This is a genomic window from Embleya sp. NBC_00896 (assembly GCF_045207785.1).
Lineage (GTDB): Bacteria > Actinomycetota > Actinomycetes > Streptomycetales > Streptomycetaceae > Embleya.
This window is the reverse complement of record NZ_CP108776.1, coordinates 1,385,966-1,406,093: the sequence shown is the minus strand read 5'-3', so window position 1 is coordinate 1,406,093 and position 20,128 is coordinate 1,385,966. Positions and strand designations below refer to the sequence as shown.

The following is a 20,128-nucleotide window of genomic DNA, read 5'->3' as shown; positions in this document are numbered from 1 at the left end:
CGACCCCCGAGCATGCGAGAACCTCGTCGGCGCCGGGAGGAACCGGCAGGATCGGCTTTGCGGGGTCACCGCCTCCACCGAACGGATCAAGCTTTGACCAGCCACGAAGACACCACGACGGCTACCTTCGCGATCCGCGGGGCCGCCGCGACCGACCTCGACGCGTGTGTGGCCCTGCTCGCGCTGCACGAAGCCACCGGCGCGGGCAGCGGCAGCGTCGCGGTGGCGCCGGTGGCTTCATGCAGCGGCACCGGCGCGGTCGCGGACACCGGGGCCGACCCGCGCTCCCGAGTCCGTGCCTGGTTCCGTCGCCCGGACACCTGCTTCCTGGTGGCCGCCGCCGAGCCGGAGCACCCCGACCGCGCCGATCCCGCCACCCGAGTCGCCGCCTACGCCCGGGCCGTATTCCTCGACCCGACTCCCACCGCCCCCGCCGGCTACTACCTCGGCGGCGTGGTCGTCGCCCCGGAGGCTCGCCGATCCGGCCTGGCCACCCGGCTGACCGCGGCTCGGCTCGCCTGGATCGCCGAACGCGCCCCGGAGGCCTGGTACTTCACCAATGCTCGCAACGATGTGTCGCTGCGCCTCCACGAACCCTTCGGCTTCCACGAGGAGACCCGCGAATTCACCATCCCCGGCGTGGAGTTCGCGGGCGGTGTCGGCGTGCTCGCGCATGCCGTCCTGGACGGACCCCCGTGCCCACTCACCGACCGAAGGTCCAGCCCCGGTGGTGACCGCTGAGGAATGGTTCGTGTGCGTCCCAGTCCTGGAAGGTCAGCGCCCGCGCGGCGCGTGGCACGATCTCGCCCGCGTCGTCGATGTCGAAGCCCCATGAGAATCCGACCAGCGGCACCACCCGCCGCTCGGCGGTCGCGGCTCCGCTGCCCATCGGCGTCCAGGCCAGGAAACTGTGTGCGCGCCACGCCATCGGCTTGCGCTCGAAGCGCGCCGGCGAGTCGAACAGGGTCGGCGCGACCCCGAAGAAACAGTAGGGGGACGGCGGCGTGGAGTCGGCGAACAACGAGAACGGATCCTGCTCGAAGAACTCGCCGCCGGATGCTCCGTCGGTCGACCGCACCAGCTGTACCCAGCCGAACAACGCTCCGTAACCGCACCTCGGAAAGTCCACCAGCGCCGTGCAGCACGGGAAGCCCCGGGCCTCGGCGGTCTGTCCGACCGCAGAGGGGTCGTCGACCCGCTCGATGGTCACCTGTACCGAGCCGCTCTCACCATCACGAACGAAGGGCAGGATCATCCCTACAACCTGCCCACGGCCGACGCCGACCGCAAGGCCGGATCGCGTCGGGGTCAGCCCGCGAGTGCCGCGGCGATCGTGTCGGCGAGTGGGGTGGTGGGGCGGCCGAGCAGGCGAGACAGGTCGCCGGTGACGGTGGCGAGTTCGCCGCGCCCGATCGCGTTCTCGGTGTCGGCGAATACGGCGGCCATGAAGTCGGGCAGGCCGGCCCCGATCAGGATCTCGGCGTAGTCCGCGTCGGGGAGCGGGCGGTAGGCGACGGGGGTGCCGGACTGTCGAGTCACCTCGGCGGCGTACTCCCGAAGGGTCCAGGCGGTGTCGCCGCTCAGTTCGTACGTCGCGTTCTCGTGCCCCGGGCCGACCAGGACGATCGCCGCGGCCTCGGCGTAGTCGGCGCGGGACGCGGTCGCCAGCCGACTGTCGGGAGCGGTCGTGCCGATCACCGCGCCGCTCGCCAGGACGCCGGGGAGCTGACCGGTGTAGTTCTCGGTGTACCAGCCGTTGCGCAGGAACGTGTACGGCAGGCCCGAGTCCTCGATCAGCCGCTCGGTGACGTGGTGGTCGTCGGCGACCGTGAATCGGGTAGCCGGACCGCCCAGGATGCCGGTGTACGCGAGCAGCGCGACCCCGGCGACCGTCGCGGCGTCCACCACGGCGGCGTGCTGGGCGATTCGGGTGCCGAACTCGTTGCCCGAGATCAGCAGGACCCGATCGCCGGGTCCGAACACGCCTGCCAGCGCTGCGGGGTCGCCGTGATCGGCGATCCTGACCTCGACCCCGAGCGCGGCCAGATCTGCCGCCTTCGCGGCGTCGCGGACCACGACGGCGACCTGATCGGCGGGAACGCGGGCCAGCAGCTGCTCCACCACGAGGCGGCCGAGCTGTCCGGTGGCGGCGGTGACGACGAACATGATGGTTCTCCTTGATCGCTGATCGCTTGATCGAATTGATCGAATCCCGGTTGGGTGAAGTAAAGTACAACGAGCATGGCAAGTTTGTACAACGATCGTTGTAGTTTTTGCGAAGGGGCCCGATGAGCGACTCGAACGAAGCGAGCCGAGGCGGCGCGGCCGACGGCGAGCCGGCCCACGACCCGGCGGCCCAAGGCGCGACGACCCCGAAACCGCGCCGGGGCTGGGCCGGCAAACACGCCGCGATCCTGGCCGGGGCCCGGGTCGTGTTCGCGCGCGAGGGCTATGCGGGGGCGGGCATCGACGCCATCGCGGCCGAGGCCGGCGCCTCCACGCGGACGATCTATAACCACTTCCAGGACAAGGAGACGCTGTTCGGCGCGGTCGTCCAGGACAGCTCGGTACAGGTGCGCGACCGCCTGATCGAGGTCACCCGTCGGCACCTGGACCGGGTCACCGACCTGGAGGCCGACCTGCTCGCCCTCGCGCGCGCGTGGGTGGACGTGACGGCCGAGTTCCCCGAACACTTCGCGCTCGTTCGCCAGCTCGACTCGGCGGCCGGCCACTTCCCCGAGGAGCTGATCGACGCCTGGCGGGCCGTGGGCCCGGACGCCGCCCAGGCCGAACTCGCCCGGCACATGGCGTTGTTGATCGCGCAGGGCCGACTCGCCGAGGGGGATCCGCAGCGCATGGCACGGTTCTTCCACGTGCTGACCTTCGCCGAGCTCAACGAACGCTCGGCGCGGGGCGCGACACCCCTCGACGACGCCGAGGTCACCGTGATCCTCACCGCCGGGATCCGCGCGTTCCTGTACGGCCAGGCCGTAGGGCCGGCCGGTCGACCGGGCTCCTGAACCACGCCGAAGGCCGGGGCCTGCCCGAATTCGGGCAGAATCTTGCCCCCGGCGCGGCGTGGGAGCAGGATCGGGGTGTGGCGGATGACGAGCTGGTGGAGCGCATCGCGGCGACCACGGGCCTGACTCCCGCGGAGGCCGCGCGGATCGTCGACGACGTGCTGGCGTGGTACCGCGAGCCGGTCGAGGACTACGTCCGACGGCGGCACCGCCACCACAAGGTCTACGGCAAGCGCAACGCGCAGATCTACCGGCTCATCGCGGCCGAGCTCGACGGTCGGCTCGTCGAGCCACCCGCGCTGACCGAGCGTCAGCTGCGGCGCGTCATCTACGGCTGAGCGGGCCGACACGACCCGTCTTCCGGTCGTGCCGCCCGCTCGCCTTCTCTCCACACCCGAACGACCCAAACGACCCGACCAACCCTGCCAAGGAGCGCATCACCATGTGCGGAATCGTGGGCTACATCGGCGCGCAGCAAGCCGCCCCCATCCTGCTGGAGGGCCTGGGCCGCTTGGAGTACCGGGGCTACGACTCGGCCGGCATCGCGGTGCTCGGCGCGCGCGGCGTGGTCAAGGTGGTCCGCCGGGTCGGCCGGGTACACGCCCTCGCGGCGGCCGTACCCGCCCGGACCAGCGGCCGGATCGGCATCGGCCACACCCGCTGGGCCACCCACGGCGCGCCCTCGGAGACCAACGCGCACCCGCACGCGTCGGCGGACGGCCGGATCCAGGTCGTGCACAACGGCATCATCGACAACTCGGCCGCGCTGCGCGAGCGCCTCGCCGCCGAGGGGGTCGACCTGGCGTCGGAGACCGACACGGAGGTGCTGGCCCACCTCGTCGCGCGCTCGGCGGAGACCTCCCTGGAGGCGGCCGTACTGGACGCGCTGAGCCAGGTGACCGGCACGTACGCGATCGCTGTCGTGGATGTCGCCACCCCCGACCGGATCGTGGTGGCCCGCAACGGTTCGCCGCTCGTGCTCGGCGTGGGCGAGCGCGAGATGTTCGTCGCCAGCGATGTCGCGGCCCTGGTCCGGCACACCAGTTCGGTCGTGCATCTCGAGGACGGCGAGCTGGCGACGGTCACCGCGACCGGATTCCGTACCTTCACCCGCGACCACGACGACGTCGCCAAGACGCCGACCACGGTCGAGCTCACCGTCGAGGAGCTCGAACTCGCGGGCCACGAACACTTCATGCACAAGGAGATCCACGAACAGCCGTCGTCCGTCGAGCGGATGCTGCGCGGCCGGCTCGACGAGCGGTTCGGCTCGGCGCGGCTCGACGGGCTGGAGATCGAGTTGCGCGAGCTGCGCGGATTCCGTCGGGTCAAGGTGCTCGGCTGCGGATCCGCCTACTACGTGGGCCAGTTGGGGGCCACGTTGATCGAGGACCTGGCGCGGGTGCCGGCGGACGCGGAACCGGCCTCGGAGTTCCGCTACCGCAATCCGGTGATCGAGCCGGACACGCTGTATGTCGCGGTCAGCCAGTCGGGCGAGACCGCCGACACGCTCTTCGCGGTGCGCGAGATCCAGCGCAAGGGCGGCCGGGTGGTCGGCCTCGTCAACGTGGTCGGCTCGTCGATCGCGCGCCAGTGCGACGGCGGCATCTACCTGCACGCCGGGCCGGAGGTCTCGGTCGCCTCGACCAAGGCGCTCACCCACATGTCGGTCGGCTTCGCGCTGCTCGCGCTGGTGCTGGGCCGCGTGCACGACCTGTCGCACGCCGACGGCGCACGGATCCTCGCGGGGCTCCAGGCGCTGCCCGGTCAGATCGCCGAGATCCTCGCGGACGAGCCGCGGATCGCCGAGGCGGGGCGGGCGCTCGCCGACGCGCGCAGCCTGTTCTTCATCGGCCGGGTCCGCGGATATCCGGTGGCTCGCGAAGCGGCGCAGAAGTTCAAGGAGATCACCTACCGGCACGCCGAGGCGTACCCGAGCAGCGAGCTCAAGCACGGCCCGCTGGCCCTGATCGACGCCTCGCTCCCGACCGTCGCGATCATCCCGGACGACGACCTCGTGGGCCGCAACCTCGCGGCCGCGCACGAGATCCGAGCCCGCGGCGGCCGCCTGACCGTGATCACGCACCCGGGCGTCGACCTGGGCGACCTCGAAGCCGACCGCATCGACATCCCGAAGAACGAACGCGAACTCGACCCCATCCTCCTCACCATCCCGACCCAACTCCTCGCCTACCACGCGGCTTTGGCCCTCGACGAAGACATCGACCGCCCCCGCAACCTGGCGAAGTCGGTCACAGTCGAGTAGCCGGGCCGATCACGGCCCGCGGGACGGTCACCCGGCCACGGGGTTCGTGTCGGCGAAGCGGGCGGGGCCCTGTCCGGGCGCCCGGTCGGGTCACGGGTCGGTTGCGCGCCTGTCCCGGGCGTCCAGGTGCCAGGTGCCAGGTGGTAGGTCGGGATGCGAGTGCCGCCCGTACCCGGTGGGTGCGGGCGGAATCCCCGTCCCCATACAGCACTTGGACACCGCACCCAGTGCTGTATCAGGCAAGGTTTGCCGTGCTTGGCGGCTGTCTTCGCGCCGGGGATAGTCTCGGCCTGTCGATGGGATATGTAGGTGACATCGAGAGGGCGGAGTGTGGGCGAGCGCGAGCTGTTCGAGTACACGTCGGTCTCGCTGTGCTTGATCCACTGCATGCGCGTCTCCTCGCGGGCCTGATGGTGCCCGTCAGCAGGGCATCGCCACAACGGTTTCGACCCTCGGGTGGGTCTCGGACGGACGCGACCGCCCCGCCTCCGGCGGACCTGGGGACGGGGCGGTGGGCCATGTGCCGTGGGTCAGCGGGTGGCGGCGAGGAATGCGGACCATGCCTTGGTGCCGGCGCGGATCACCGGTGAATCGGGGACCTTGCTGTCGCGAACGCCCACCTCGACGGCGAGCGGAGCGACCTCGACACAGTCCCCACCAGCGTTGCCGCTGTAGGTGCTCGTGCGCCACGCGGTCGCGTGCTGTCCAGTGCTCATAGTTCTCCCGCAATCTGTTCGATCAGCGCGATCGACTTCCCGACCCGGAGGGCCTGGGTGCGAATGATTCCATGTCGCTGGGCGAGGATTGCGACCTGCTCGGGGTCGGCCGCCCAGGCACCTCCGGCCTGCCCTTCGATGTACCCGAGGTCGCGGCCGTCCTCGGTCCTCAAGGTGATCATCGGGCCGTCGAGACCACAGTGATCGTCCACCTCGTCCGGCATCACCTGTACGGAGACGTTCCGCATCCCAGCGCACTCGACGACCCGCTTCAGCGCGTCCCGCATGACCGATGCGTCGCCCACCCGGCGCCGTAGCGCACTCTCCTCTATGACGAAGCTGATCACCGGCTGCGGCCGCCTCGTCAGGAGGACCTGCCGTTCGATGCGTTTCCTGACCAGGCGCTCGACCTCGTCGTCGTCGCGCGGCGGGACATACGCGTTGATGACCGCGCGCGCGTAGTCCTCCGTCTGCAACAAGCCCGGGATCGCCATGGTGTTGTAGGAGCACAGGCTGACGGCTTGCGCTTCCTGCTCGGCATACTCGCCGAACAGTTCCGGGAACCTGGGGCAGCCGTGCAGCTTCCGGATGCCCGTCGCCACGAGGCCGCGAGCGTCGAGCAACTCGTCGAGCAACTCGGCGGCATCCAGGGGCGGGATGCGTCGGCCCCGTTCCCAGGACACGACGCTGTGGTCGCTGTTGCGCACGCGCGTCGCGACCTCTTGAGGGGTGAGGCCCTTCCCCTCTCTCAGGCTCCTCAGTTGCTCGCCGAGCATTTCGGCTGCGAGGTTCTTGGCTGCTTTCGAATCCACTGGCGCGTGCGCCTCCCGAGTCCACGCCGGTCCGAACGGCGCGCCGCCGGCAGTCGGCGCGTACAGCGTCGTACAGACCGGCCATCCGCTTGTACAGCGCCGTACAGGCTCGCCGTTCACGCGCGGATACGTGTCCAACGAGAGTCCATGCGCCGCTACTCCTCAACGTAGACGGCTGCGGGCATTCTCAATGCCATGACCGGAATTCATCGCTCGACCGAGGTGCCCTACAGGGCTTCGTGGGTGCCCATCGCGGGCCACTCTCTCGTCGTCGCCGGGCTGCACTTCGACGCCGTGAAGATTGCCGGCGAACTTGCAATCCACATTGCGGACGCGCTGATCGACGCTCGAGACGGGGCACCGGTCGGGCCGATTGTCCACGAGGTGTTCAGACGAGGATTGACGTACTTCCTGGTACCGCCCGGCGCCGCCCGGGTCCTCAGGTGGCCACCCGGCATCGAGGTACTCGACCGAACTCGCTCAGCGCATGTGGGGATTCCCGCGCTGTGGGGCAACACCTGGCCTCTTTGCTGGCGATCGGTCCCGACCAGCGACGCGCGGCTGGTCGAAGTCGAACCCCTCCATCGCCTGGCTTGTGCCGAGACCGGTTTCACGCCCACCCCGATACCTCGCGGCTGACGAACGTCCCCTGCCGCCGCCCGTTCCCGACCACGCCCGGCGGGCGGCACCCCAGGTCCGGCGGCGCACCCCGACCCGCGCCGCCGGACCGGCGGGCCGTGAACCCACTGGCCGAGCGAGGCACCACGAGCACGGGGCGGCGACGCCCAGGGGCGTGGCCCCGTCCCCCTCCACATCCATTGGAGAAGCAATGGCCAGCCCACCCCCGTGGTCGCCCGGCGATGTCCTCTGGCGCAAGCTCCGGCCCGGCCTGCATCACCTCGGCACCATCACCGAGGTCTGGCACGACGGTGGCCGGTGGATGGTCCGTTACGAGCACGGCGTCCGGGAGCGGAAAACGGACATCGCGCCCGCCGACGAGATGTACAAGGCGGGGCCCCAAATGCGGCCGGTATGACCCACCCGAGCCGGACCCGCTGCCGGTCCGCCGGCAGCAGCAGTTTCTCGATCGCTGCGGGCTGCTCGGCGCGCGCACGAGCAGATGCCCCGTTGCTGTCGCTCACTCGGAGGGAGGACGTGGGGTGGCAGGTGGGGGTGGGGCGGGGGAGTCTCGGGGGTGGGGGTGTTTTCGGGTGGATCGGTGTTGGGTTTCGGGGGTGTTTCCGGAGGTGCGTATCGCGTTACATTGACTGTCGTCAGTTTTGATAGATACTTGGCTCCGCGACTCCCGCTGACACCAGGATGAGGTGCGCGCACATGGAGCTGTCCCCTTCCGCCCATATCGACACGTTCTGTCGTGATCGGCTGCCACCGGCCGAGCTGTGGCCCGAACTGCTTTTCGAACTACCGGAATTGCGCTACCCCACCCGCCTCAACTGCGCGCGGGTGCTGCTCGACGAGACCATCGAGCGGCTCGGTCCCGACCGCCGCTGCCTGGTGACCCTGGACGAGCAGTGGTCGTACGGCGACCTCCAGCGCCGGGCGAACCAGGTCGCCCGGGTGCTGACCGAGGACCTCGGCCTCGTGCCGGGCAACCGCGTGCTGCTGCGCGGCCCCAACAACCCGTGGCTCGTGGCGTGCTGGTTCGGCGTGCTCAAGGCGGGCGGCGTCGCGGTGACGACGATGCCGCTGCTGCGGGCACACGAGCTGGGCACGCTGTGTGAGATCAGCCGCCCGAAGGTCGCGCTGTGCGACCACCGATTCCTCGACGAGCTCGACGCCGCCGAGACCCCCGGCCTCACGACCGTCGCGTACGGCGCCGACACGCCGGACGACCTGGCGGCGCGCTGCGCCGGCAAGGCGGCCGACTTCGAGGCCGTCGACACCGCCGCCGACGATGTCGCGCTGATCGCCTTCACGTCCGGGACGACCGGGCGGCCCAAGGCGACGTTGCACTTCCATCGCGACGTGTTGGCCAACTCGGACACGTTCGCGCGGCACATCATCAAGCCCACGCCCGACGACCTGTTCGCGGGCACGCCGCCGCTCGGCTTCACCTTCGGGCTCGGCGGCCTCGTGGTCTTCCCGCTGCACGTGGGCGCGGCGAGCTTGCTGCTCGAACACGCGACGCCCGAGCGGCTGGTCCGGATCGTCGCGGAGTACGGCGTCACCGTGCTGTTCACCGCGCCGACCGCCTACCGGGCGATCATGTCCGCCGGCCTCGCCGACCTGCTCAAGGGCGTGCGCCGGTGCGTGTCGGCGGGCGAGGCGCTGCCCGCCGAGACCTGGCGCGACCTGCACGCCGCCACCGGGATCGCGCTGATCGACGGGATCGGCGCCACCGAGATGCTGCACGTCTTCGTCTCGGCGGCGGACGAGGACATCCGGCCCGGCGCCACCGGCCGCGCGGTACCCGGCTTCCGGGCCGCCGTACTCGACCCGGCCGGGCAGCCGGTGCCGGACGGGACCCCCGGCCTGCTCGCGGTCAAGGGGCCGACCGGCTGCCGCTATCTCGACGACGACCGGCAGCTCACGTACGTGCGCGACGGCTGGAACATCACCGGCGACACCTACGTCCGCGATGCCGACGGCTACCTCTGGTACCAGGCGCGCAGCGACGACATGATCGTCTCCTCCGGGTACAACATCGCTGGCCCCGAGGTCGAGATCGCCCTGCTCCGGCACCCGGACGTAGCCGAGTGCGGCGTCGTCGGGGCGCCCGACGAGCGGCGCGGCCTGATCGTCAAGGCGTACGTCGTACTGCGCGACGGGGTGCCGGCCGACGCCGACACCGCCGCGGCCATCCAGGCCTTCGTCAAGCAGGCGATCGCGCCGTACAAGTACCCGCGCGCCGTCGAGTTCGTGCCCGCCCTGCCGCGCACCGGCAACGGCAAGCTGCGCCGCGGCGAACTGCGCGCGTGGGCCAACGCGGGGCCCTCGGCGGAACCGGACCCGGCCCCGGACCCGGACCCCATATCGCCATCGCCGAACTCCCTCGCCCCGGAAGCCTCGTGAAGGACATCACCATGCCGGACACCGGTCCACAGGACATCCAGACCCAGGGCATCGACACCCAGGGCGCCCAAACCCGGGACGTCGACACGCAGAACCTCCCCGAAGTCGTCGTCGAGCGCCGCGTCGAGTGGGGCGACACCGACGCCGCCGGGCACTACCACTACTCGGCCGTGCAGCGCTGGGTCGAGGCGGCGGAGGCGGTGCTGCTGCGCCGGCTCGGGCTGGCCGGACTGTTCGGCGCGATCCCGCGCGTGCACTTCGAGGCCGACTACCGCGAGCGGCTGTGGTTCGGCGAGGCCGTGCACACCACGCTGCGCGTGGTCAAGGTGGGCGCCAGCTCGCTCCACTACGCCTTCGAGGTGCGCGGCGAGCACGGCGTCGCCGCGACCGGCCGGCTGTCGATCGTGCACTGCGCGGCCGACGCGAAGGGCGCGACGCCCTGGCCGGACGAGGTCAGGGCCGCGCTTTCGCGGGGCGGCACACAGCAGCCGGAGTCGTACGCGTGACGCGGGACCGCGTGACCGCGTGAGCTCGTGACCGGTGCGAGGGCCGCGCGTCGCAAGGCCCTCGCATCCGCGCGAATATCGCGCCGTATTGACGACCGTGGAATTTATTACATACGCTCGGACAGGCCGGGAACTTTGGAGGACGCTGTGCGCATAGCAGTCATCGGCGGCGGGCCGGGTGGGTTGTACTTCGCCGCCCTCGCCAAGCAGCTGTCGCCCGGTTCGCAGATCACGCTGTGGGAGCGCAACGCGCCGGACGACACGTTCGGCTTCGGTGTGGTGTTCTCCGACGAGACCCTGGACGGCATCGCCCAGGCCGACCCGGAGATCTTCGCCGCCATGTCCGCGGGCTTCGCCCGCTGGACCGACATCGACATCCGCTACGGCGGCCGCACGCTGACGTCGGGCGGGCACGGGTTCGCCGCCCTCGGGCGCGAACGGCTGCTGCGGATCCTGCAGCAGCGCTGCGCCGCCCTCGGGGTGGACCTGCGCTACCGCACCGAGGCCCCGCCGGTGGACGAGCTGGCCCGTACGCACGACCTCGTGGTCGCGTCGGACGGCGTGCGCTCGGTGGTTCGCGACCGGTACGCCGACACGTTCCGGCCGAACCTGGACGAGCGCGGCTGCCGCTACATGTGGCTCGGCACCGACAAGGTCTTCGACGCCTTCACCTTCATCGTCGACAAGCACGACTTCGGCGTCGTGCAGGTGCACGCGTACCCGTTCGACGACCGGCGCAGCACCTTCATCGTCGAGCTCGCCGAGGACGCGTGGCGGCGCGGCGGATTCGCCGAGTTCGCCGGCCGCGACCTGCCGCCCGGGGCCAGCGACGAGGCCGGCGTCCGGCGCTGCGAGGCGCTGCTCGCCGAGCACCTCGACGGGCACCGGTTGATCCCCAACAACTCGCGGTGGATCAGGTTCACCACGGTCCGCAACGCGACCTGGCACCACGACAACGTCGTCCTGCTCGGCGACGCCGCGCACACCGCGCACTTCTCCATCGGTTCGGGCACCAAGCTCGCGATGGAAGACGCGCTCGCGCTCGCCGCGTGCGTCAACGAGCACCCCGACATCCCGGCCGCGCTGACCGCGTACGAGGCCGAGCGCAAGCCGGTGGTGAGCTCCACGCAGCGCGCGGCGCAGGCCAGCCTGGAGTGGTTCGAGAACATCGACCGCGCGGTCGGCCAGGCCCCCGAGCAGTTCGCGTTCAACCTGCTCACCCGCAGCCGCCGGGTCACCCACGCCAACCTGCTCGAACGCGACCCCGATTTCGTGGCCGCCGTCGACACGGCGTTCACGGCCGGGCGCGCGGACAAGGTTGACGCGGCGCCGATGTTCCAGCCGTTCCGGCTCGGCTCGGTCCGGCTGCGCAACCGCGTGGTGGTCCCGCCGATCGCGACCTACGCCGCCCGGGACGGCATCCCCGGCGCGTTCGAGTCCGCCCACCTGGGCGCCCTCGCGCTCGGCGGCGCGAGCCTGGTGTTCGCCGGCATGACCGCGGTCACCGCCGACGGACGCGCGACCCGATCCTGCCCCGGCCTGTGGTCGGCCGCGCACGAGCTCGCGTGGCGTGACGTGGTGAGCCGGGTCCGGGCACAGGCCCCCGACGGGGCGCTCCTGGGCATCCAGCTCACCCACGCCGGCCGCCGCGCCGCGACCGCCGAGCCCGCCGACGACGGCACCTGCGCACCGCTCGGCGACGACGGATGGCCGACCCTCGCCGCGTCCGCGATCCCGTGGGACCCCGCAGGCAGCACACCCGCCGAGGCGACCCGCGCGGACCTGGACGAGATCACCGCGGCCTTCACCGCCGCGGCGCAACGGGCCGACCGGGCCGGTTTCGACGCGCTGGAGCTCCAGTACGGGCACGGCCACCTGCTCTCCGGCTTCCTGTCCCCGCTGACCAACCGGCGCGAGGACGAGTACGGCGGCCCGCTCGCGGGTCGGCTGCGCTTCCCGCTGGAGGTGCTGTCCGCGGTGCGCGCCGTCTGGCCCGCCGACAAGCCGCTGGTGGTACGGATCTCGGCGGCCGACTGGGCCGAGGGCGGCACGACCGAGGACGACGCGGTACGGATCGCCCGCGCGCTCGCCGCGGCCGGCGCCGACGCGATCGACGTCTCGACCGGCGAGGTGGTCCCGCACGAGCGGCCCGCCTACGGACGCGGCTACCAGACGCCGTTCGCCGACCTGATCCGCAACGCCACCGGCGTGCCGACGATCGCGGTCGGCGCGATCTCGACCTACGACGACGTCAACTCGATCCTGCTCGCGGGCCGCGCCGACCTGTGCGCGGTGGGCCGCGCCCACCTGTACGACCCGCTGTGGACGCTGCACGCCGCCGCCGAACAGGGCTACGCCGGACCGGGCGCGCCGTGGCCGAGCGCGTGGCGCCCCGGCAGCCGCAAGCCGCCCGGCGCGGGCAGCGACCGCGTACCGCCCCGCCTGCACCTGCTGCGCGAGCAGGCCGAACCCGTGCACCGCCGGTGGCGCCCGCAGCCGCGCCTGGTGACCGTGCCCGAACGAGGCTGACCGCACCGTGGACCACGAGGAGCACGAGGAGCACGCGATGCAGAGTCCCATCCCACCGATCGTGATGACCGGCGAGCAACGCGACAACCCGCCGCGCTTCAAGGCCGCCGCCGTGCAGGCCGCGCCCGTCTACCTGGACGCGGCCGCGACCGTGGCCAAGGCGGTCGGGCTGATCCGCGAGGCGGCCGCGAACGGCGCCGAGTTCATCGTCTTCCCCGAGGTGTTCGTGCCGGGGTACCCCTACTGGAACTGGACGATGAACCCGGTCCAGGGCTCACCGTGGTTCGAGCGCCTGTACCGGTCCTCCATCGACGTGCCCGGCCCGCACGTGGACACCCTGCGCGCCGCCGCCCGCGCGGCCGGCGCGGTCGTGGTGATCGGCGTCAACGAGCGCGGACCGCACAGCATGGGCGTGCTGTACAACACCATGCTCACCATCGACGCCGACGGCGAACTGATCGGCGTGCACCGCAAGTTGGTGCCGACCTGGGCGGAGAAGCTGACCTGGACCGGGGGCGACGGCAGCTCGCTGCGCGTACACCCCACCCGGATCGGTCCGCTCGGCGTGCTCGCGTGCGGCGAGAACACCAACACGCTGGCCCGGTTCACGCTGCTGGCCCAGGGCGAACTCGTGCACGCCGCGAGCTACATCGCGCTGCCGGTCGCGCCTGCCGACTACGACATGGCCGAGGCGATCGCGGTACGCACGGCCGCGCACAGCTTCGAGGGCAAGGTGTTCTCGGTCGTCGCGTGCTCGACCATCTCGCCCGAGATCGTCGATGCGATCGCCGGCGACGACGACGAGGTGCGCAAGCAGCTCGGCCGCGAACGCAGCGCGCTCTCCGGCATCTTCGGCCCCGACGGCCGCCCCGTCGGCGAACCGCTGATCGACGACGAGGGCATCGTCTACGGCGACATCGACCTCGCCAAGTGCATCCAGCCCAAGCAGATGCACGACATCGTCGGCCACTACAACCGCTTCGACATCTTCCAGCTGAGTGTCGACAACCGGCCGCGGCAACCGATCACCTTGACGCACGACCCCGTCGCGGCACCCCTCGCACCCGCGCCCCCGCCCGCTCCCGCACCCGCACCCGCACCCGAGGAGGAGACATGACCACCCAGGACGACAACATGCTCGGCCGGGCCCGAGTCACCGACACGCCGGAACTGAGTGCCTACTACGCCGAGTTGGCCGACCGCGAGGCCGGTGCGCTGTGGACCGTCGCGAACGAGATCGAGCCGTGGTACCCGCAGCCCAAGTCGGTACCCACGCTGTGGCGCTACGCCGAACTGCGCCCGCTGGTACGCAAGGCGCTCGACCTGGTCAAGGCCGACGACGCCGGCCGGCGCGTGGTGATGCTGGTCAACCCCGGGCGGCGGGACGTCAGCGCGGCCGCCGGGCTGCTGTACACGGGCCTGCAGATCATGGGCCCGGGCGAGTCGATGACCGCGCACCGCCACCAGGCCGCCGCGCTGCGCTTCGTGCTCGAGGGCACCGGCGCGTGGACGATCGTGGACGGCGAGAAGCTCAAGGTCGGTGCCCGCGACTTCGCGATCACCCCGAACGGGACCTGGCACGAGCACGGCAACGAGTCCGACGACGCGCCGGTGATCTGGCAGGACGGCCTGGACATCCCCCTGGTCAACGCGCTCGACGCGGGCTTCTACGAGGTGCACCCCGACGTGTACCAGGTGCCGGGCAAGGTGGTGAACCCGTCGGTCCTGACCTACGGCGGCAACCTCGTGCCCTACGGCGTCGAGAAGTGGACCCGCCCCTACTCGCCGCTGCTCGCGTGGCCGTGGGAGCCCACCTACCAGGCCCTGCTCGACCTGGCCAGGGTGAGCGAGGGCTCGCCGTACGACGGCGTGATCATGGAGTACACCAACCCCGCGACCGCGGGCTCGGTGATGCCGACCATGAGCGCGCACATCCAGCTGCTGCGGGCCGGCCACGCGACAAAGGCGCACCGGCACACCGGCTCCGTGGTCTACACCGCGGCCAAGGGCCACGGCGTCTCGATCGTCGGCGGGCAGCGCTTCGAGTGGCGCGAGGGCGACGTGTTCGCCGTCCCGTCCTGGGCCTGGCACGAGCACGCCAACCTCGACGCGTCCGAGGACGCGGTGCTGTTCTCGTTCAACGACTTCCCGGTGATGCGCTCGCTCGGCTTCTTCCGCGAAGAGGCATACGTCGACAACGACGGACACCAGCCGCAGCCGTAACCCCGACCGACCCCGAATTCCCGGGCGGCGCGCACCGCGTCGCCCCGACGTGAGGACATCCCCCATGCGCCTGGTCACCTACACCGTCGACGGCTCCGCGCCGCGCCTGGGCGCCGAGGACGGCGCGCAGGTGAGCGACCTCGCCGCGCTGGCCGCCGCCGCGGGCGTCGAACTGCCCGGCGATCTGCTGTCGTTCATCCGCGCCGGCGCCGAGGCGTTCGACACCGCACGGGAGTTGCTGGCCGGCGACCCGGACGCCCGGCCCGCGGGTGCCGTGCACCCGTTCGCCGCGGTGCGGCTGCTCGCGCCGCTGCGGCCCGGGAAGATCATCGGGATCGGGCTCAACTACGTCGAGCACGTGGCCGAGTCGAACCGCACCCTGGACACCGCGAAGGAACTGCCGGACCGCCCCGTCCTGTTCGGCAAGCCGGCGACCGCCGTGACCGGCCCCGGTTGGCCCATCCTGCACAACGGCGACCTGACCCAGCAGCTCGACTGGGAGTGCGAACTCGCGGTCGTGATCGGGCGAACCGCGTACAAGGTCACTGAGGCCGACGCGTGGGACCACGTGTTCGGGTACAGCATCATGAACGACATCAGCGCCCGGGACCAGCGCCGCTCCGGGCAGTGGTTCTTCTCCAAGGGCCAGGACTCGTACGCGCCCTTCGGCCCCGCGGTGGTCACCGCCGACGAGATCCCCGACGCGCAGGCGCTCGACCTGTCGCTGCGCGTCAACGGCGACGTCAAGCAGAAGTCCAACACGCGGCACATGCTCTTCGACATCCCGCGGCTGATCGCCGACATCTCGTCCGGGATGACCCTCGAACCCGGTGACGTGATCTCCACCGGCTCGCCGTCCGGTGTCGGCGCGGCCCAGGTCCCGCCGCAGTACCTCCGGCCGGGCGACGTCGTCGAGGCGACCGTCGAGCGGATCGGCACGCTGTCCAACCCCGTGATCGACGCGCGCTGACCCGCGTTCGCCCACCCGTTCCCACCGGAGGACCTCCCGTGCGTCAACACCCCTACCGCATCGGCCAGATCGTGCCGAGCTCCAACGTCACGATGGAGACCGAGGTACCCGCGATCCTGCGGGCCCGCGAATCGGTCGCGCCCGAACGCTTCACCTTCCACTCCAGCCGGATGCGGATGACGCACGTCACCCCCGAGCAGCTCAAGGCGATGGACGCCGACTCGGACCGCTGCGCCGTCGAGTTGTCCGACGCGCGCGTGGACGTGCTCGGCTACGCGTGCCTGGTCGCGATCATGAGCATGGGGCTCGGCTACCACCGGGTCTCCGAGGAACGCCTGCACACCCGGACCGTCGAGAACGGCGCCGCCGCGCCGGTCGTCACCAGCGCGGGCGCCCTCGTGCACGGCCTGCACACGATCGGCGCGCGCAAGGTCGCCCTGGTCGCGCCGTACATGCTGCCGCTCACCCGCACGGTGGTGGACTACCTCGGCCACGAGGGCATCGAGGTGCTCGACTTCGAGGCGCTGGAGATCCCCGACAACCTCGACGTGGCCGCGCACGACCCGCTGCTGCTGCCCGGCATCGCCGATCGGCTCGCGCACGCCGACGCGGACGCGGTCGTGCTGTCGGCGTGCGTGCAGATGCCCTCGCTCGCCGCGATCGAGGAGGCCGAACAGCGACTCGGCAAGCCGGTCGTGTCGGCGGCCGTGTGCACCGTGCACCAGATGCTGCGCTCGCTCGACCTGCCCGCCTTCGCGCCGGGCGCGGGCCACCTGCTCTCCGGGGCGTTCGCGGACGCGCCGGTGGGCTCGGTCGCCGCGGAGCAGGCGCGGTGACCGGCACCGACGAGTGCCGCACGCCGGTCGTCGAGGCGCCCGCCGGAGCGCTGCGCGGGCGGTACGAGGACGGCCTCGCGGTCTTCCCGGGATCCCGTACGCCGCACCGCCGGTGGGCGACCTGCGCTGGCGCCCGGCTCGGCCGCACGCGGGGTGGGACGGCGTCCGTGAGGCCGCCGAGTACGGGCCGAGCGCGCCGCAGCCGGTGCGCGCCGACCCGGTCCTGGGCGGGCACGGCGCGCCGCCGCTGGACGAGGACTGCCTCACGCTCAACGTGTGGACGCCCGCGACCGACACGGCCCGCCGCCCGGTCCTGGTCTGGATCCACGGCGGCGGGTTCGTCAGCGGATCGGGCACGCTGCCGATCTACGCGGGCGACACGTTCGCCCGGGACGGCGACCTCGTGGTGGTGTCGATCAGCTACCGCATCGGCGCGCTCGGCTACGTGTATCTCGGCCCCGACGACGACGCGGACGGCGGCAACTTCTGGCTGACCGACCAACTCGCCGCGCTGCGCTGGGTTCGGGAGAACATCGCCGCGTTCGGCGGTGACCCGGACGACGTCACCGTCGCGGGCCAGTCCGGCGGCGCCTTCTCCACGGCGGCGCTGGCGGTGCACCCCGAGGGGCGTCGGCTGTTCCACCGCGCGATCCTGCAGAGCCCGCCGTTCGGGGTGGCGACCCCGGATCCCGAGGAGTCGCTGCGCACCACGGCCGCACTTCTGGAGGTCGCCGGGGTCGCGGACGTCGCGGAGCTGCGGGCGCTGCCGTGGGAGCGGCTGGTCGAGGCCACAATCGGGATGTTCGGCGTGCGGGCCCGCTGGGGGCAGTGGCCGGTGCCGTTCCTGCCGGTCGTCGACGGGAGCACGCTCACGCGCAACCCGGTGGAGGCGCTGATCGCGGGGGAGAACCCCGAGATCGAGATTCTGCTCGGCTGGACCGGGAACGAGGCCGGCTTCGCGTTCGGCGCCAACGAGATGTACACGGACGCGACGCATGCGGAGGTGCGGGGTCGTTTCGTGGAGTCGTTCGGGGAGCGTGGGGCCGAGGCGTACGACGTCTTCGCCGCGGCGCACCCGGACGCGAGCGCGCTCGACCTGTTGACCGACCTGGTCTCCGACGAGCTGTTCCGACTGCCGAGTGTGGCCCTGGCCGAGGCCCGCGCGGAGCATGGCCGGCCGGCGTGGGTCTACCAGTTCGACTACGCGACACCCGCGTACGATGGCCGGCTCGGTGCCGCGCACTGCCTGGAGCTGCCGTTCAGCTTCCGCAACGCCGACCGGTGGTCGCACGCGCCGTTCTTGGCCGGCGTCGAGCCGAAGACCCTCGACGGCCTGGGCGCGGCGATGCACGACGCCTGGATCTCGTTCATCCGCACCGGCGACCCCAATCACGCCGGGCTGCCCACGTGGGAGCGATACACCGCGCCGAACCGGGCGACCATGCTCTTCGACGCGACGAACACGGCCGGCACCGACCCGGTCGGCCCGGCGAAGCGGCGGCTGTACGCGGAGGGAGACGGCGGACGCTGACGGTCGGCGTGCCCGAATCATCCTGGTACGGCAGATTCCGAGTGATACGGGTGATCTGCATGGTTCGGGTGGTTCGGGTGGATCCGGGGAGTGATCGTTCCGGTGGCATACTGGCCCACCGTTCCCCTGGAAGGAGGCCCTGGATGGGCTTCGGCTCCTCGTCCATGGCCATGCTCGGCAAGGCGATCACCGGTCGTGACCTGCCCGTCACGGATGTCTTCGGGGCACCCGGACCGGTCGCCGCGTGGCGGGCGTTCCTCGCGCGAACCCGGACCGACATTCTGATCGCGCTCGTCGCGGCGGCCGTCGACGTACTCGGCTACGTGATGACGGTGCGGCTCGACGGGCTCGGGACCACCGCGGTCGGCGTGGCCCTCCTGGTCGCTTCGGGACTGTGTCTGGTGGCGCGGCGTCGAGCGCCGGTCGTGGTGCTGCTGCTGGTTCTCGGCATACAGGTGGTGCTGAACGTGGGCGTCGAGATGCCGCCCCGGTTCGGCATCTCGTTGGCGGTCGCGCTGTACACCGTCGGCCTGGCGTGCCGGCCGAGGGTGGTCGCGATGGCGGCACTGGCGACCCTGGTGGCCCAGACTTCCGGCTACACGCACATCGAGGAGTCGTTCGTCTGGCTGTTCAGTGGCGACTTCATCGCGATCCTGCTGGTGCTCGGGGTGAGCGCGGGCGTGCGGCACTGGCAGGGGCAGGTCGACGTCAACCGGCAACTGCTGGCCGATCGGGCGCTGACCGATGAACGGCGGCGGATCGCCCGGGAACTGCACGACATCGTGGCCCACCACATCACCACCATGCATCTGATGTCGGCCGGCGCCCGGACCAGTTTGGAGCGCGACCTCGGCGCGGCCCGGGGGGCGCTGCTCACCTTGGAGGCGTCCGGCCGGGTCGCGCTCGGCGAGATGCGGCAGCTGCTCGGCGTACTGCGCAGCGACAGCGACCCGGACACCGCACCGTCGGCGCCCCAACCCGGTGTCGACGAGCTCCCCCGGCTGGTCGCCGAATCGTGTCTGGCCGAGCTCCCCACCGAGTTGCAGGTCGACGGCGCGCGCCGCGAACTGCCTTTGCCGGTCGGCCTCGCGCTGTACCGGATCACCCAGGAGGCGCTCACCAACGCCCGCAAGCACGCGGGGAGCGGGGCCACCGCGCGAGTGCGGCTGGAGTACCTGCCGAGCGAAGTCGCGATCGAGATCCGCGACGACGGGGGCGGCGAGGACGCGGGGAGGGGCGGATACGCCATGACCGGCGGCGGACACGGGTTGCTCGGTATGCGGGAGCGGGTGGCCGTGCACGGCGGGTCGTTGGACGCCGGGCGCTGCGCGGACGGGGGATTCCGGGTCGCCGCGCGCATACCGGTGGCGGCGTCGGACACGGCGGCGGCGCCGGTCGCGTGCGATCCGCCCGCGCCGGTTTCCGCGCCCGAGAGCCTGGCTCACCTGGCCTCGCACGAGGTCGAGCTGTTGCGCCTGATCGCGGCCGGCAAGGAGGACGGCGAGATCGCCGCGAACCTGCGGATCAGCGTGGCCACCGTCGAGCGACGCGTGGGCGACGTGCTGGCCGGTCTCGCCGTCGACGACCGCGCCCAGGCCGTCGTCGTCGCCTACGAATCCGGCCTGGTCCGGGCCGGCCACACCACCCGGCCGGTGCCCTGATTTCGGGCACCGGCGGGACGGGCGG

Annotated in this window: 19 protein-coding genes; 15 read left to right on the top strand and 4 right to left on the bottom strand. The window is 71.7% G+C overall.

Going from position 1 to position 20,128, the window contains the following annotated elements:
- Positions 1–93 precede the first annotated feature (93 nt).
- Positions 94–741: a GNAT family N-acetyltransferase gene (locus tag OG928_RS06530; protein WP_406280470.1), complete on the top strand. Its 648-nt coding sequence runs from the start codon at positions 94–96 to the stop codon at positions 739–741.
- On the opposite strand, the gene OG928_RS06525 is transcribed toward OG928_RS06530, so the two are convergent.
- The gene (locus OG928_RS06525; protein WP_406280468.1) at positions 704–1,255 is read right to left on the bottom strand and encodes a hypothetical protein; all 552 of its coding nucleotides are present in this window, start codon (positions 1,253–1,255) and stop codon (positions 704–706) included. The two genes, OG928_RS06530 and OG928_RS06525, sit on opposite strands and share 38 nt — an antisense overlap.
- A 53-nt stretch (positions 1,256–1,308) precedes the next feature.
- Positions 1,309–2,169: an NAD(P)H-binding protein gene (locus OG928_RS06520; protein WP_406290809.1), complete on the bottom strand. Its 861-nt coding sequence runs from the start codon at positions 2,167–2,169 to the stop codon at positions 1,309–1,311.
- A gap of 119 nt (positions 2,170–2,288) precedes the next feature.
- Here OG928_RS06520 and OG928_RS06515 point away from each other — a divergent pair, with 119 nt between their 5' ends.
- The 3 genes from OG928_RS06515 (at position 2,289) to glmS (ending at position 5,286) form a co-directional block, all read left to right on the top strand.
- Positions 2,289–3,020 (top strand): TetR/AcrR family transcriptional regulator, encoded by a 732-nt coding sequence (locus OG928_RS06515; RefSeq protein ID WP_406280466.1) that lies wholly within the window; start codon positions 2,289–2,291, stop codon positions 3,018–3,020.
- Between the two features lie 77 nt (positions 3,021–3,097).
- Positions 3,098–3,358, top strand: coding sequence for a hypothetical protein (locus tag OG928_RS06510; RefSeq protein ID WP_406280464.1), 261 nt, complete (start codon positions 3,098–3,100; stop codon positions 3,356–3,358).
- Positions 3,359–3,462: 104 nt separating this feature from the next.
- Positions 3,463–5,286: a glutamine--fructose-6-phosphate transaminase (isomerizing) gene (glmS, locus tag OG928_RS06505; protein WP_406280462.1), complete on the top strand. Its 1,824-nt coding sequence runs from the start codon at positions 3,463–3,465 to the stop codon at positions 5,284–5,286.
- 530 nt (positions 5,287–5,816) lie between these two features.
- On the opposite strand, the gene OG928_RS06500 is transcribed toward glmS, so the two are convergent.
- Entirely contained in the window at positions 5,817–6,002 is a 186-nt protein-coding gene (locus tag OG928_RS06500) for a DUF397 domain-containing protein (RefSeq protein ID WP_406280461.1), read from the bottom strand.
- Positions 5,999–6,952, bottom strand: coding sequence for a Scr1 family TA system antitoxin-like transcriptional regulator (locus OG928_RS06495; protein WP_406280459.1), 954 nt, complete (start codon positions 6,950–6,952; stop codon positions 5,999–6,001). Before OG928_RS06495 ends, OG928_RS06500 begins: the two co-directional genes overlap by 4 nt.
- 57 nt (positions 6,953–7,009) lie before the next feature.
- Here OG928_RS06495 and OG928_RS06490 point away from each other — a divergent pair, with 57 nt between their 5' ends.
- The 11 genes from OG928_RS06490 to OG928_RS06440 all read left to right on the top strand — a co-directional run bounded on the left by OG928_RS06490 (position 7,010) and on the right by OG928_RS06440 (position 20,103).
- Positions 7,010–7,453, top strand: a complete 444-nt coding sequence (locus OG928_RS06490; protein ID WP_406280457.1) for a hypothetical protein — start codon at positions 7,010–7,012, stop codon at positions 7,451–7,453.
- Between the two features lie 190 nt (positions 7,454–7,643).
- A complete protein-coding gene (locus OG928_RS06485) occupies positions 7,644–7,850 on the top strand; it encodes a hypothetical protein (RefSeq protein ID WP_406280455.1) in 207 nt (68 codons plus the stop codon).
- A 299-nt stretch (positions 7,851–8,149) separates the two neighbouring features.
- On the top strand, positions 8,150–9,847 hold the full coding sequence (locus OG928_RS06480; protein WP_406280453.1) for an AMP-binding protein: 1,698 nt from the start codon (positions 8,150–8,152) through the stop codon (positions 9,845–9,847).
- A gap of 11 nt (positions 9,848–9,858) precedes the next feature.
- On the top strand, positions 9,859–10,353 hold the full coding sequence (locus OG928_RS06475) for an acyl-CoA thioesterase (RefSeq protein WP_406280451.1): 495 nt from the start codon (positions 9,859–9,861) through the stop codon (positions 10,351–10,353).
- A 147-nt stretch (positions 10,354–10,500) separates the two neighbouring features.
- A complete protein-coding gene (locus OG928_RS06470) occupies positions 10,501–12,882 on the top strand; it encodes an FAD-dependent monooxygenase (protein WP_406280449.1) in 2,382 nt (793 codons plus the stop codon).
- 37 nt (positions 12,883–12,919) lie between these two features.
- Positions 12,920–13,999: a carbon-nitrogen hydrolase family protein gene (locus tag OG928_RS06465; protein WP_406280448.1), complete on the top strand. Its 1,080-nt coding sequence runs from the start codon at positions 12,920–12,922 to the stop codon at positions 13,997–13,999.
- Positions 13,996–15,105 carry a cupin domain-containing protein gene (locus OG928_RS06460; RefSeq protein WP_406280446.1) on the top strand — a complete coding sequence of 370 codons (1,110 nt, stop codon included), beginning with the start codon at positions 13,996–13,998 and terminating at the stop codon, positions 15,103–15,105. Before OG928_RS06465 ends, OG928_RS06460 begins: the two co-directional genes overlap by 4 nt.
- A gap of 64 nt (positions 15,106–15,169) precedes the next feature.
- On the top strand, positions 15,170–16,075 hold the full coding sequence (locus tag OG928_RS06455; RefSeq protein WP_406280444.1) for a fumarylacetoacetate hydrolase family protein: 906 nt from the start codon (positions 15,170–15,172) through the stop codon (positions 16,073–16,075).
- Positions 16,076–16,113: 38 nt separating this feature from the next.
- Positions 16,114–16,911 (top strand): Asp/Glu racemase, encoded by a 798-nt coding sequence (locus OG928_RS06450; protein WP_406280442.1) that lies wholly within the window; start codon positions 16,114–16,116, stop codon positions 16,909–16,911.
- A 13-nt stretch (positions 16,912–16,924) separates the two neighbouring features.
- On the top strand, positions 16,925–18,442 hold the full coding sequence (locus OG928_RS06445; RefSeq protein ID WP_406280440.1) for a carboxylesterase/lipase family protein: 1,518 nt from the start codon (positions 16,925–16,927) through the stop codon (positions 18,440–18,442).
- 143 nt (positions 18,443–18,585) lie between these two features.
- Positions 18,586–20,103: a hybrid sensor histidine kinase/response regulator transcription factor gene (locus OG928_RS06440; protein WP_406280438.1), complete on the top strand. Its 1,518-nt coding sequence runs from the start codon at positions 18,586–18,588 to the stop codon at positions 20,101–20,103.
- Positions 20,104–20,128: the final 25 nt, after the last annotated feature.

Excerpts from the sequence above, each read along its gene's own strand:
- OG928_RS06525 (WP_406280468.1), bottom strand. The coding sequence starts at position 1,255 with ATGATCCTGCCCTTCGTTCGTGATGGTGAGAGCGGCTCGGTACAGGTG.
- OG928_RS06515 (WP_406280466.1), top strand. The coding sequence starts at position 2,289 with ATGAGCGACTCGAACGAAGCGAGCCGAGGCGGCGCGGCCGACGGCGAG.
- glmS (WP_406280462.1), top strand. The coding sequence starts at position 3,463 with ATGTGCGGAATCGTGGGCTACATCGGCGCGCAGCAAGCCGCCCCCATC.
- OG928_RS06500 (WP_406280461.1), bottom strand. The coding sequence starts at position 6,002 with ATGAGCACTGGACAGCACGCGACCGCGTGGCGCACGAGCACCTACAGC.
- OG928_RS06490 (WP_406280457.1), top strand. The coding sequence starts at position 7,010 with ATGACCGGAATTCATCGCTCGACCGAGGTGCCCTACAGGGCTTCGTGG.
- OG928_RS06485 (WP_406280455.1), top strand. The coding sequence starts at position 7,644 with ATGGCCAGCCCACCCCCGTGGTCGCCCGGCGATGTCCTCTGGCGCAAG.
- OG928_RS06480 (WP_406280453.1), top strand. The coding sequence starts at position 8,150 with ATGGAGCTGTCCCCTTCCGCCCATATCGACACGTTCTGTCGTGATCGG.
- OG928_RS06475 (WP_406280451.1), top strand. The coding sequence starts at position 9,859 with ATGCCGGACACCGGTCCACAGGACATCCAGACCCAGGGCATCGACACC.
- OG928_RS06465 (WP_406280448.1), top strand. The coding sequence starts at position 12,920 with ATGCAGAGTCCCATCCCACCGATCGTGATGACCGGCGAGCAACGCGAC.
- OG928_RS06460 (WP_406280446.1), top strand. The coding sequence starts at position 13,996 with ATGACCACCCAGGACGACAACATGCTCGGCCGGGCCCGAGTCACCGAC.
- OG928_RS06455 (WP_406280444.1), top strand. The coding sequence starts at position 15,170 with ATGCGCCTGGTCACCTACACCGTCGACGGCTCCGCGCCGCGCCTGGGC.
- OG928_RS06440 (WP_406280438.1), top strand. The coding sequence starts at position 18,586 with ATGGGCTTCGGCTCCTCGTCCATGGCCATGCTCGGCAAGGCGATCACC.